Raw genomic sequence first — 13,286 nt, forward strand, 5'->3', positions numbered from 1 at the left:
GGGTGGGGCGATGTCTCCCACAGTCTGTACTGCGTCAACAGTCAGAATCCGGCATTTAGTCCCACCACCCCTTCAAGTCTAACCATACAAGCCGGGCTTGCCGGCGATGGGCCGCAAAGCGGCCCCAAGTACTCGCTGGCCCCGTCGAGCGCTCGGGCTATTACAGCGCTGCTAGGGGGCTGCTGCGCAGCCCTGATAACGCTAACTGTCTGGCATTAGTCTCAGCCCATCTTTTGGGTGTCCGTCACATTTTCTGGAAACGACAAGACGCTACTTAGCGATATGTGAAAGTAGCGCTGGGTACATCAACCGGGCCGTTCGAGGCGCGGGAGGTCGCTTACACCAATGGCACCAATAGGCTCGCCTTCATCATGCAGTGCGGTGCAAAGGCACTGAACAAACATCGACATGGGAAGCTGCTCTACAAGCGATACTGTGTGCTGTCGAACAAAGAAAAGGGCCACTGTCACCAGTGGCCCTGTAATCATGCTTGATATTCATACACCCCCAAGCCAGGGTGTGGAGGTCTCACCCGATGATGATGATCCAGCCATCGACAGGGTTCCTCCACCAGCTAGTGCCGCTGACAATACTTATGGATCAAGTAAAGATGGCCCCTTTTGTAGGAGCCATCCGTCAAGTTGCTACGTATTAGTTCCCAGCAGTCAACGCGTTATAGCTGGTCATCAAATTCCGATAATCCGGAATGTGGTTGGAGCACAGCGCCGCCAGCCCTTCTACATCGTTGCGCCAGTCGCGGTGCAGCTCACATGCCACGCCGAACCAGGTCATCAGTTGTGCGCCCGCCTGGCTCATGCGGTCGTGGGCGGCGTCGCGGGTCATGGCGTTGAAGGTGCCGGAGGCATCGGTCACCACGAACACCTCGAACTCTTCTTCCAGTGCCGACAGCGCGGGGAAGGCTACACACACCTCGGTCACTACACCGGCGATGATCAGCTGCTTCTTGCCGGTGGCCTTCACCGCCTTGACGAAGTCTTCGTTGTCCCAGGCGTTGATCTGGCCAGGGCGGGCGATGTACGGGGCGTCCGGGAACAGTGCTTTGAGCTCCGGTACCAGCGGGCCGTTGGGGCCTTGTTCGAAGCTGGTGGTGAGGATGGTCGGCAGGTTGAAGAACTTGGCGAGGTCCGCCAGGGCCAGCACGTTGTTCTTGAACGCATCCGGCTCGATGTCACGGACCAGGGACAGCAGGCCAGCCTGGTGGTCGACCAGCAGCACGGCGGCGTCGTCTTTGTTGAGGCGGTTGTAGGTGAATTTGCTCATGTTCTGTGCTCCTGAGGTTTATGAATTTTTCAGCAATCTGGGGTGTTTCGCGTTGATGGGCACAGATTAAAATCATCACCTTTAGAGCGGTAGACTGCGAAAATTGCCCTTAGCGTTCCACCTGGAGAACGATCATTGGAAGACCTGAACTCCCTCTACTATTTCACCCAGGTGGTCGAGCACGGCGGCTTCGCCCCGGCCGGGCGGGCACTGGACATGCCCAAGTCGAAACTCAGCCGCCGCATCGCCGACCTTGAGGACCGCCTGGGCGTGCGCCTGCTGCACCGCACCAGCCGGCACTGCTCGCTCACCGAGATCGGCCAGGCCTACTACAACCGTTGCCTGGCCATGCGTGTAGAGGCCGAAGGTGCAGCGGAAATCATCGAGCGCAACCGCAGCGAGCCGCGCGGCTTGGTGCGCATCAGTTGCCCGACCACACTGCTCAACTCCTGGGTCGGGCCAATGCTCACCCGCTACATGCTCAAGTACCCACAGGTAGAGCTGTTCATCGAGAGCACCAACCGCCGCGTCGACCTGCTGCACGAGGGCTTCGACGTCGCGCTGCGCGTGCGCTTCCCGCCGCTGGAAAACACCGACATGGTGATGAAGGTGCTGAGCAACAGCACCCAGTGCCTGGTGGGGCACCCGCAGTATCTGCAGCAGTTGCCCAAGGGCTTCGACCCGCAGTTGCTCGGCACGCTGCCCAGCGTGCACTGGGGTAGCGCCCAGCGCGATTACCAGTGGGAACTGTTCCAGGGCGAGGACATGAGCCGCAGTATCGTAATCCGTCACACACCGCGCATGGTCACCGATGACCTGTTTGCCCTGCGCCATTTCGTGGTGGCCGGGGTGGGTATCGCGCACTTGCCACGGGTGGCTGTGCGCGAAGATCTGGCCGAAGGCCGTTTGGTGGAGCTATTGCCGCAGTGGCACCCACGTTGCGGCATCGTGCATGCCATTTTCCCTTCGCGGCGTGGGTTGTTGCCCTCGGTGCGGTCGCTGATCGACCACCTGGCGGAGGAATTCGCGATCAGCGACATGGCCTGAACCAGCACACGCTTACAAGACCCTGTTCTACGCTTGCCGCACAGTCCCGGATCATCCAACCCGGAGCCCCCATGATCCGCGCCACTCACGGGCCAGGCCGCGCCCTGCTCGCCACCCTCGCCCTTTGCCCCGCGCTCAGCCAGGCAGATGAGCCCGGCTGGTCGCTGCTCAGCCGCAACTATTTCCTGCACAGCGACTTCCGCTCGCCCTCAGGTAGCGGCCAGAACTACCGCCAGGAATGGGCCCAAGGCTTCATCGGCGAGGTTCGCTCCGGCTTCACCGAAGGCACTCTCGGTGTGGGCATCGACGCCCATGGCTTCCTTGGCCTCAAGCTCGACGGCGGCCGCGGCCATGCTGGCACCGGGTTGCTGCCACGTGACAGCGACGGCCGCGCCGAGTCCGACTACTCCAGCGCCGGCGCGGCGCTGAAGTTACGCCTGGGCAACACACAGCTGCGCTACGGCGAATTGACGGTGCAAACCCCGGTATTCGACACCGGCGACAAACGCCTGCACCCGGAATACGCCACCGGCTGGCTGCTGGAGAACACCGACCTGCCCGGCTGGCACCTGCAGGCGGGGCGCTTCACCGCGTTCAACAACCAGGACAACAGCTCGGCCCATGACGACTTCAGCGGCTATGGCGCCACCACCCAAGGCCGCGCCATCAGCCTGGCCGGCGCCACCTTCGGCCCCGATGGCCCGTTCGGCGGCGCGCTGTACGCCGGGCAGCTGCAGGACACCTGGCGCCAGGCTTATCTCAACCTGAACCTGGCCGAGGGCAACTGGTACCTGGACGGCAACCTGTACCAGACCCGTGACACCGGCAGCGCGAGTGCCGGCGCCATCGACACCCTCGCCTACAGCCTTTCAGGCAGATACCGCTTCGGTGCCCACGCCGTGACCCTGGCGTACCAGAAGATCGAGGGCAACACCCCGTTCGATTTCGTCGGGGGCGACTCCATCTACCTGGCCAACTCGATCAAATACGCCGACTTCAACGGCCCAGGCGAGCGCTCTTGGCAACTGCGCTACGACCTCAATTTCGCCACCCTGGGTGTGCCCGGCCTCAGCCTGATGGGGCGTTATGTCAGCGGCAGCGCCATTGACGGCACGCATGCTCCGGCAGGCGGTGCCTACACGGGCCAGCAGGGTCAAGGTGGCCGCCACTGGGAACGCGACCTCGACCTCAAGTATGTGGTGCAGTCCGGCGCCGCCAAAGACCTCAGCCTCTCGTTCTCCCACGTCAGCCACCGCGCCAACGAGGCCCAGGCAGGCGACGACATTGACCGCATCTACCTGATCATCGAATACCCACTCACAGGCAGCTTCTGACCTGAGCATCACGACTGCAGGTGCCTTCAAGACCAAGGCCTTGAATGATATCGAGATCGCCAAGACCAGATAGCGTTGATACCGGTGAGTCAAGCGATTGCGGGCCGCTGTGCGGCCCATCGCCGGCAAGCCGGCCCCCACATGGATCGCGCCGGCCTTTAGCAATTGGGCAAGACGGTCGCTTCCTCAGGTAAAGCGCAGGCCTGAAGAACTGCGCGGTCGCGTTGGGGAAGGGCTGCGTAGCAGCCCTGATAACACTAACTGACTGGCATAACCGCTGGGGAGCCACTCTTCACATCAGCTCAAAACGCAAAGCACGAACAGCCCAAGGCCCCCCAGAAGCCCTGGTAGTCATTCACCGGCACACTCGAATGCCGCGCTTTTTCATGGCTGTGCGCATGCACCCCGCAAGGCCCGCTGCACTGGTGCACCGCTGCAGCCAATGAGGGCGTACCCACGCGCCAGTGCCCCGGCACCTTGACCACTGGCGACCACTCCGGCAATACCGGGACCTGTGGCGGGCCGAGCTTGTCGAATTCGCCAGCGCCGTACACGACCTTGCCGTCGACGATAGTCAGTACCGACTCGATGCCCTTGATCGCCTCTTCATCAACGCTGAAGAAATCCAGCGACAGCGCCGCCAGGTCCGCCAGCTGGCCAACCTTGATCTGGCCTTTCTTGCCCTGCTCGCTGGAGAACCACGCGCTGCCCTGGGTGAACAGTTGCAGCGCGGTATCGCGGCTCAGGCCCTCCGGGTACAGCTCCATGCCGCCAACCGTCTTGCCGCTGACCAACCAGTACAGCGACGTCCAAGGGTTGTAGCTGGAGACCCGGGTGGCGTCGGTACCGGCGCCCACAGGCACACCCATTTCGAGCATTCGCTTGATCGGCGGGGTCTGCTCGGCGGCCTTCGCACCGTAGCGATCGACGAAGTACTCACCCTGGAACGCCATGCGGTCCTGGATGGCAATACCGCCGCCCAACGCACGCACGCGCTCGATGTTCTGAGGCGTGATGGTCTCGGCGTGGTCGAAGAACCAGGGCAACCCGTTGAACGGGATATCGCGGTTGACCTTCTCGAACACGTCGAGCATGCGCGTGATCGATTCGTTGTAGGTGGCGTGCAGGCGGAACGGCCAGCGCTGCTCGACCAGGTGGCGCACCACCGGTTCCAGCTCCTCTTCCATGGTTTGCGGCAGGTCCGGGCGCGGTTCGAGGAAGTCCTCGAAGTCGGCGGCAGAGAACACCAGCATCTCACCGGCGCCGTTATGGCGCAGGAAGTCGGTGCCGCTGTGCAGCTTGACACTGGAAGTCCACTTCCTGAAGTCGTCCAGCTCTTCCTTGGGCTTTTGGGTGAACAGGTTGTAGGCGATGCGCACCGTCAGCTGGTCGTTGTCGGCCAGTTCCTGAATCACCGCGTAGTCGTCGGGGAAGTTCTGGTAGCCGCCCCCTGCGTCGATGGCGCTGGTCAGGCCCAGGCGGTTGAGCTCACGCATGAACTGGCGGGTCGAGTTGACCTGGTATTCCAGCGGCAGCTTAGGCCCTTTGGCCAAGGTTGCGTAAAGGATCATCGCGTTGGGGCGGGCGATGAGCATGCCAGTCGGGTTGCCGAACTTGTCGCGCTGAATTTCACCGCCCGGCGGGTTTGGCGTGTCCTTGCTGTAGCCCACGGCCTTGAGCGCGGCACGGTTGAGCAGTGCGCGGTCGTACAGGTGCAGCAGAAACACCGGGGTATCGGGCGCAGCCTGGTTGATTTCTTCCAGGGTGGGCATGCGTTTTTCAGCGAACTGGAATTCGTTCCAGCCACCGACCACGCGCACCCACTGCGGCGTTGGGGTGCGCGCCGCCTGGTCCTTGAGCATGCGCAGGGCATCGGCTACCGACGGCACACCTTCCCAACGCAGTTCAAGGTTGTAGTTCAGACCGCCGCGGATCAGGTGCAGGTGCGAGTCGTTCAGGCCCGGGATCACCGTGCGCTGCTTCAGGTCGATGATCTGCGTAGCAGCACCCTTGTGGGCCATGGCCTCGGCGTCGTTGCCCACGGCAATGAAGCGGCCATCTTTGATGGCGACGGCAGTGGCGGTGGGCTTTTCACGGTCGACTGTATGCAGTTTGCCGTTGAACAGGATCAGGTCGGCGGTCATGGAACCTCCTTGGATGGATGCGTGGGCGGAGCCGGCGGCGCCGGTGAAGGGCAATGCGGACCAGAGCGCGCCGGCGGCACCGAGCACGGTACTGGTGGCAAGGAACTGGCGACGGGTCTTGTCGTTGGGGTCCTGGGACATCTTCTCCTCCGTCTGGGTGCGGCGGCTGGGGCAACTGCGGAGCATGCCGGTTCAAGCCTGGCCAGGGATTGCATGGATGTGCGGTGGGTTGAAGAAGGTTAGCCCTGTTTACATTTTGTGCTGGCAGGGCCGGCCTCTTCGCCGGCAAGCCGGCTTCCACAGGCACCGCACAGGGCTTGAAGCGGATGCGGCCGAGGTAGGAGCCGGCTTGCCGGCGATGGGCCGCAACGCGGCCCTAGCCTGCTCAGCGGTTCAGGAACGCCAGCAGGTCTTCATTGAGCTGCTGCGCATGGGTCACTGCGAACCCGTGCGGCGCCCCGCTGTATACCTTCAGCTCAGCCCCCCGAATCAACTCCGCAGCCCGCTTGCCGGTAGTCTCGAACGGTACGATCTGATCGTCGTCACCGTGGATCACCAAGGTCGGTACATCGATCTTGGCCATGTCCGGGCGGAAGTCGGTTTCAGAGAACGCACTGACGCAATCCAGCGTGGCCTTGATCGAAGCCATCAGCGCAATGTTCAGGGTCTGCGTCTGCACCCCCTGAGACACCTGCTGCCCATGGTTCAGCCCATAGAACGGCGTGGCGAAATCAGCGATGAACTGCGCCCGGTCCGCCCGCAGGCCAGCCTGGATACCGTCGAATACCGAGGTGTCGACACCCTCCGGGTTATCGTCGCGCTTCCCGAACACCGGCGTCACCGCGCCCAGCAACACCAGCCCGGCAACCCGTGCGCTGCCATGGCGGGCGATGTAGCGGCTGACGTCGCCGCCACCCATGGAGAAGCCCACCAGGGTCACGTCGCGCAGGTCGAGGTGCTCGATCAGCTGGGCGATGTCGTCAGCGAAGGTGTCGTAGTCATAACCGTTCCACGGCTGGCCCGAGCGGCCGAAACCACGGCGGTCGAAGGCGATTGCGCGGTAGCCGCGGCTGGCCAGGTACTCCATCTGCGAGTCCCACATGTCGGCATCCAGCGGCCAGCCATGGCTGAACAGCACGGGCTTGCCGCTGCCCCAGTCCTTGTAATAGATCGAAGTGCCATCGCGGGTAACGAGCGTAGTCATGTCTGTATCTCCTTGAAGTGTCTTGGTCGAGAGATGAATCAGCTGCGCAGCCAGTTGGCGCAACGACGGGTTACCCAAGGCATGATGAAAAACACCACGGGCAGGATCACGAACAGGTTGACGATCAGGTTGCCTGTGACCATCCCGCCAAACTGCGGGAAGCGGATGAACAACGGCGCCAGCAATTGCGGAATGATCATGGTCATCGGGCAGATCACCAGGTAGGTCAGCAGGGCCTGCTTCCAGCGCGGCGGTTGCGCGGACGTCATGCTGGGCGGTGTGAACCAGAACTCCGGGTCTTCATGCACCTGGGTGTGGTCGCCGCCGTCGAGCAGCGGTAGCACTTCGTTGACCAGCGTCTGGCGCTCGCTGGAGTTGACCCAGGCCTGCAACAAGCTGGCATCTGCAAAGCGCACCACGGTGGTGAAGTGCAGCCCGCCGTCGTCCGGGCGGATCACGTTGACGTCGAGGTGCCCCGGCTGGCGCCGTGCGGTGCTGACCGTACGCTTGAGCCAAGCCTCGTAGCTGGCCAGTGCCTGGGCGCGGACCTTGTGCTGGATGACCAGCGTCACCACGTTGCGGTTGTCTTGGAATGCGGTGTTCATCGGCGTTCCTTGGGATGAGCTTGCCCGCATCCACTGTGCAACGGCGGACGGGCGGATGATTGGATGAGTGTGCTGCCCTGCGCGGGCACCGCTGCCGGTGCCCGAGGGGGTCGGCTTACTTGCCGGCGTTGAAGGCGTTGTAGCTGGTCATCAGGTTGCGGTAATCCGGGATGTGGTTGGAGCACAGCGCCGCCAGCCCTTCGACGTCGTTGCGCCAGTCGCGGTGCAGCTCACATGCCACGCCGAACCAGGTCATCAGTTGTGCGCCAGCCTGGCTCATGCGGTCGTGGGCAGCGTCGCGGGTCATGGCATTGAAGGTGCCGGAAGCGTCGGTCACCACGAACACCTCGAACTCTTCTTCCAGTGCCGACAGCGCCGGGAAGGCTACACACACCTCGGTCACTACGCCGGCGATGATCAGTTGCTTCTTGCCGGTGGCCTTCACCGCCTTGACGAAGTCTTCGTTGTCCCAGGCGTTGATCTGGCCAGGGCGGGCGATGTACGGGGCGTCCGGGAACAGTGCTTTGAGCTCCGGTACCAGCGGGCCGTTGGGGCCTTGTTCGAAGCTGGTGGTGAGGATGGTCGGCAGGTTGAAGAACTTGGCGAGGTCCGCCAGGGCCAGCACGTTGTTCTTGAACGCATCCGGCTCGATGTCACGGACCAGGGACAGCAGGCCAGCCTGGTGGTCGACCAGCAGAACGGCGGCGTCGTCTTTGTTCAGGCGGTTGTATTTGAAGTGGGTCATGGTCGTGCTCCTAAGGGTTTGGATGTTCAGTAAGTTGGGTGTTTCGCGTTGATGGGAGAAGATTAAAACCACCACCTTTGGAGCGGTAGATAGTGATTTTTGGCTTTAGCGTTCTGTTTTGTGAACGATGATTGTGGGCCCTGGGCCGGCTCGCAAATACCACCTTCGCCCGCATTGCGGGGTTCCAGGCGCCATCATCGAAGGCGAGCCACGCTGGAGGCTGGACGGCACTCCCACAGCCGTCGATGGCGCGCGGGTGAAATGCGCCTGTAAGGTTCACTCGCCCCCATTGCCGGCCACCTCAACCTGCTCTATTACTACACACAGCCCTCCCCTCACACCCGAGACCACCATGCTGGCTTTCATCCAGTCGTCCCCTTTGTTGCTCGGTTGTGCCCTGATCCTGCTCGACCTCGTGCTTTGGCAACTGATCCCTGTTCAGCGCAGGGCATGGCGTATCGGTGCACGGCTGGCGATTTTCCTGCTGTTCAGCTGGGTCCTGGTGACTGCCGGGATGAGCCCGCTGCAACCGCCGCCCTGGGTCGACGACGTGTCGCGCAACCTGATGGCCACGGTGCTGGCGATAGGCTGGTGGCTGTTCGGCGCACGCACGGTGACGGTGGTGTTCGGCCTGCTGCTGGGGGCGCGCGGCAGCCATGGCGGGCGGTTGCTGCAGGATGTGCTGGGGGCGCTGATCTTCCTGGCGGCGGTGGTCGCCGCTGCAGGCTATGTGATGCAGCTGCCGGTAAAGGGCTTGCTGGCCACCTCCGGGGTGATGGCCATCGTCATTGGCCTGGCGTTGCAAAGCACCTTGGCCGACGTGTTCAGCGGGATCGTGCTGAACACCACGCGGCCTTATCAGATCGGCGATGCGATCTCGATCGACGGCACTGAAGGCAAGGTGCTGGACATCGACTGGCGGGCCACCCGCCTGCTCACCGGCTCCGGCAGCCTGGCGGTGATCCCCAACTCGGTGGCGGCAAAGGCCAAGTTGCTCAACCACAGCCGCCCGGCCGATGTGCATGGGGTGTCGATCAGTGTGGTGGTACCCGCCAAGGTAAGGCCGAAGCGGGTCTTCGATGCGCTGGAAAAGGCCTTGCAAGGCACCCGCGCGATACTCGCATCACCCAAGCCGAAAGTGACGGTGAAGGCCTCGACGCTGGAATCGGTGGAGTACGAAGCCAGCGGCTTCGTCGCTGACATGGGCGGCAAGACCGAGGCGCGCAACCAGCTGTTCGACCTTGCACATCGGCACCTGGAGGCCAGTGGCGTGATGTGGAACGTCGACCTGGCCATGCCGCCGCGCAGCCGTCAGCGTGAAGTGCTGGACGAGGTACGGGTGTTCCGTTCGTTGACTGACGAGGAGCGCGATGCCTTGAGCCAGCGCATGACTGCCGTCGAGTACCTGGCAGACCAAGTGATTCTGGGCGTGGGCGAGCATTCCGATCACTTGCTGGTGATCGGTAGCGGCGTGGTTTCGGCGGCGATTCGCGATGGCGAGACGTTAGTGGAAGCCGGGCGCATGGGGCCGGGGGAAGTGCTGGGGATAGAGGGCCTCATCGATGAGGATGACTCGTTTGCCGAATTCCGTACCCTGACCAGCTGCGTGCTGTATCGCATCGAGAAGGAGCAGGTGCGCAGCTGCCTGGTACAGCGCGGCGAGGTGCAGACGGCGTTGACCAAGTTGCAGCGGTTCCGGCGCCAGAGCCGGGAGTCATTGCTGCTGCAAAAGCCGACCGCGATCAAGAAAGGTGGCTTTCTCAGCTGGTTGCACAGGTAATGCTGCAGTCTGCACCGGCCCTATCGCCGGCAAGCGGCGCCCAAAATGAGTCTGTGCCACCTGCGCCATCCGCAGCGCCGCAGAACCCTGTGGGAGCCGGCTTGCCGGCGATAGGGCCGGTACAAACACCTATAGCACTACCCGCAAACACTGCCCCGCGTGGTACAGCGAGAACCCGGACTCGTAGAACGCGGTGCGCAACGACGGCGCACTCACCCCAGTCATCGGCGAGAACGGGATCGGCAGGCTGTCCGCCTCGCCCTTGAGCAGAAACTCGGCGAACGCCCGGCCAATCACCGTGCCGGTGGTATTGCCGCGCCCGTTGTAGCCCGTCACCGCAACCAACCCCGGCGCCGGCTCGAACAGGCGCATCAGGTGGTCAGGGGTGAAGTCGATGCAGCCGGTCCAGTGCATCTCCCACTCGACCTTGCCCAGCTCAGGGTAGTAATGGCTCTGGATGCGGTCAGCCCAACTGCGCACGAACCATGCAGGCTTGTTATCTACCCGTCCAAGGCTGCCAAGCAGCAGGCGGCCCTGGTCGTCGCGACGGATGCTGCTGAGCACCGTGCGGGTGTCCCACGAGCCTTGGCCATGTGGCAGAACCTTGTCGGCAGCAGCACCGCGCAGCGGCTTGGAAGCGACCTGGTAGTAGTAGCCACGGAAGAACTGCTTCTGCAGGTTGCTCCAATCACCCTCGGTGTAGGCCCCGGTCGAGATCACCACCTTCTCGGCGCGCACCGAGCCGCGGGCAGTCTTGACCCGCCAGGCATCGCCTTCGCGCTCCAGGCCTTCCACGGCCGATTGCTGGAACAACTTGCCGCCCAGGCGCGCAACCGCCGCGGCCAGGCCTTGGGTATACCCCATGGGGTTGATGGTGCCGGCGCGGCGGTCGAGCAGCGCGGCGGAAATCTTGTCGGTGCCGCAGTACTCCTGGCACTGGACGCCGGTCAGCAGCTGCACATCGGCGCCGCGTCGGCGCCATTGCTCATGGCGCGCTTCGAGGTCGGCGATGCCGGTGGCGTTGTGCGCCATGTGCAGGGTGCCTTTGTGCTGCGCCTGGCAATCGATGCCGAGGCGTTCGATCATGGCGAACACCTCGCCTGGCGCCTCGCCAAGCACCTTGTTCAAGCGGCTGCCCTGCTTCTGGCCCAACGTTGCCTCGACATCGTCAGGGCGGATCCAGGTGCCAGCGTTGACCAGGCCTACGTTACGTCCGGAGCCGCCGTGGCCGATCTTCCAGGCCTCCAGCAGGATCACCGACTTGCCCTGTTCGAGCAGGTGGATGGCCGCCGACAGGCCGGTGATGCCGCCGCCGATGACGCAGACGTCGGCCTTGTGTTCACCGGCCAGGGCCTGAGCGGCGACGGTAGGTTGGCTGACGTGTTCCCACAAGCATTGTTGACGCAGTTCGGACATGGCCGGCTCCAGCACTATTGTTCTTGTTGGGGCCGCTGTGCGGCCCATCGCTGGCAAGCCGGCTTCCACAAGGATCGCATCGCCCGCACGATCGCTGTGGGAGCCGGCTTGCCGGCGAACCGGGGGCAAAGCCCCCGGCCATGCAGCATCAGTCGAACACGATACCCTGCGCCAGCGGCAGCTCACGCGAGTAGTTCACGGTGTTGGTCTGGCGACGCATGTAGCCTTTCCAGGCATCGGAACCCGACTCACGACCACCGCCGGTTTCCTTCTCGCCACCGAAGGCGCCGCCAATTTCGGCGCCGCTGGTGCCGATGTTGACGTTGGCGATACCGCAGTCGCTGCCCGAGGCGCTCTGGAAGCGCTCGGCCTCACGGATGTCGGTGGTGAAGATGCACGACGACAGGCCTTGCGGTACTTCGTTGTTCAGGCGCAGGGCCTCTTCGAAGTCATCGTAGGCCAGTACGTAGAGGATCGGTGCAAAGGTTTCGTGGCGCACCACGTCGCTCTGCGCGGGCATCTCGGCGATGGCTGGCGACACGTAGTAGGCGTTCGGGAACTGGTCGGCCAGCTGGCGCTCGCCACCGAATACCTGGCCACCCTCGTCGCGGGCCTTGGCCAGCGCGCCCTGCATGGCGTCGAACGACAATTTGTCGATCAGTGGGCCCACCAGGTTGTCCTTGCGCGGGTCGCCGATACGCACCTTGGCGTAGGCGGCTTTCACACGGGCAACCACTTCGTCCTTGATAGAGCGGTGCACGATCAGGCGGCGCAGGGTGGTGCACCGCTGGCCGGCGGTGCCCACAGCGGAGAACAGAATGCCACGCACGGCCAGATCCAGATCGGCGCTCGGCGCCAGGATCATGGCGTTGTTACCGCCCAGTTCCAGGATGCTGCGGCCGAAACGGGCAGCAACGCGCGGGCCGACTTCACGGCCCATGCGGGTGCTGCCGGTGGCGCTGACCAGCGGCACGCGTGGGTCATCGACCAAGGCTTCGCCCGCTTCGCGGCCACCGATGACCAGTTGTGCCAGGCCAGCCGGGGCATCGCCAAAGGCTTTCAGGGCTTTTTCGAACAGTGCCTGGCAGGCCAGTGCGGTCAGCGGGGTCTTCTCCGAAGGCTTCCACACCACCGCGTTACCGGCCACCAGGGCCAGCGCGGTGTTCCAGGCCCACACGGCCACCGGGAAGTTGAAGGCGCTGATCACGCCGACCACGCCCAGCGGGTGCCAGCTCTCACGCATGTGGTGGCCAGGGCGCTCCGATGCGATGGTCAGGCCGTACAGCTGACGCGACAGGCCAACGGCGAAATCGCAGATGTCGATCATTTCCTGGACTTCACCCAGGCCTTCCTGAGTGATCTTGCCGGCTTCGATCGACACCAGTTCGCCCAGGTCGGCCTTGTGTTCACGCAGCACCTCACCGAACAGGCGCACCAGTTCGCCACGGCGCGGGGCCGGCACGTTGCGCCAGGCTTGGAAGGCACTCTGCGCCTGGTCGATGCGGGCGGTGGTCTCGGCCTTGCCAAGCAGTTTCACCGAGGCGATCTGGCTACCGTCGATCGGGGTGTGAACAGGGTAGTCGCCCTGGGTGTAAGCCGTGGCGGCAACGCCAAGGCGCTCGAGCAATCCAGCAACCATTGTGCTTCTCCTACATCGGGTGATGGGTGGAAAAATGATGTGGATCAGTATTAATCCGATCACACCAGTGCAACAAACGACCTTTATTCCG

General features: G+C 63.4%; 10 protein-coding genes. 3 read left to right on the plus strand and 7 right to left on the minus strand.

From position 1 onward, the window contains the following. Positions 1-651: 651 nt before the first annotated feature. A complete protein-coding gene (ycaC, locus tag ACIPZH_RS23675) occupies positions 652-1,281 on the minus strand; it encodes an isochorismate family cysteine hydrolase YcaC (RefSeq protein WP_400638052.1) in 630 nt (209 codons plus the stop codon). 135 nt (positions 1,282-1,416) lie between these two features. Between ycaC (ACIPZH_RS23675) and ACIPZH_RS23680 the strand changes: the two genes are divergently transcribed. Both ACIPZH_RS23680 and ACIPZH_RS23685 read left to right on the plus strand, forming a co-directional pair. Beyond that, the gene (locus tag ACIPZH_RS23680; RefSeq protein WP_400624313.1) at positions 1,417-2,328 is read left to right on the plus strand and encodes a LysR substrate-binding domain-containing protein; all 912 of its coding nucleotides are present in this window, start codon (positions 1,417-1,419) and stop codon (positions 2,326-2,328) included. A gap of 71 nt (positions 2,329-2,399) precedes the next feature. Continuing rightward, positions 2,400-3,662 carry an OprD family porin gene (locus tag ACIPZH_RS23685; protein WP_400624311.1) on the plus strand — a complete coding sequence of 421 codons (1,263 nt, stop codon included), beginning with the start codon at positions 2,400-2,402 and terminating at the stop codon, positions 3,660-3,662. A 302-nt stretch (positions 3,663-3,964) separates the two neighbouring features. Here ACIPZH_RS23685 and ACIPZH_RS23690 read toward each other — a convergent pair whose 3' ends face one another. The 4 genes from ACIPZH_RS23690 to ycaC (ACIPZH_RS23705) all read right to left on the minus strand — a co-directional run bounded on the left by ACIPZH_RS23690 (position 3,965) and on the right by ycaC (ACIPZH_RS23705) (position 8,360). Beyond that, positions 3,965-5,806 (minus strand): amidohydrolase, encoded by a 1,842-nt coding sequence (locus ACIPZH_RS23690; RefSeq protein ID WP_400624817.1) that lies wholly within the window; start codon positions 5,804-5,806, stop codon positions 3,965-3,967. Positions 5,807-6,191: 385 nt separating this feature from the next. Then, positions 6,192-7,010, minus strand: a complete 819-nt coding sequence (locus ACIPZH_RS23695) for an alpha/beta fold hydrolase (RefSeq protein WP_400638053.1) — start codon at positions 7,008-7,010, stop codon at positions 6,192-6,194. 38 nt (positions 7,011-7,048) lie between these two features. After that, positions 7,049-7,615 carry an antibiotic biosynthesis monooxygenase gene (locus ACIPZH_RS23700; protein ID WP_400638054.1) on the minus strand — a complete coding sequence of 189 codons (567 nt, stop codon included), beginning with the start codon at positions 7,613-7,615 and terminating at the stop codon, positions 7,049-7,051. A gap of 115 nt (positions 7,616-7,730) precedes the next feature. After that, a complete protein-coding gene (ycaC, locus tag ACIPZH_RS23705; protein ID WP_241804961.1) occupies positions 7,731-8,360 on the minus strand; it encodes an isochorismate family cysteine hydrolase YcaC in 630 nt (209 codons plus the stop codon). Positions 8,361-8,712: 352 nt separating this feature from the next. Between ycaC (ACIPZH_RS23705) and ACIPZH_RS23710 the strand changes: the two genes are divergently transcribed. Then, entirely contained in the window at positions 8,713-10,140 is a 1,428-nt protein-coding gene (locus ACIPZH_RS23710; RefSeq protein ID WP_267820089.1) for a mechanosensitive ion channel family protein, read from the plus strand. Between the two features lie 129 nt (positions 10,141-10,269). Here ACIPZH_RS23710 and ACIPZH_RS23715 read toward each other — a convergent pair whose 3' ends face one another. Next, a complete protein-coding gene (locus tag ACIPZH_RS23715) occupies positions 10,270-11,556 on the minus strand; it encodes an NAD(P)/FAD-dependent oxidoreductase (protein ID WP_400638056.1) in 1,287 nt (428 codons plus the stop codon). A 148-nt stretch (positions 11,557-11,704) separates the two neighbouring features. Next, positions 11,705-13,195 (minus strand): aldehyde dehydrogenase family protein, encoded by a 1,491-nt coding sequence (locus ACIPZH_RS23720; protein WP_400638057.1) that lies wholly within the window; start codon positions 13,193-13,195, stop codon positions 11,705-11,707. Between the last annotated feature and the right edge of the window lie 91 nt (positions 13,196-13,286).

This window comes from Pseudomonas sp. NPDC089758 (assembly GCF_044748705.1).
In the GTDB taxonomy this organism is placed as follows: Bacteria; Pseudomonadota; Gammaproteobacteria; order Pseudomonadales; family Pseudomonadaceae; genus Aquipseudomonas; species Aquipseudomonas putida_X.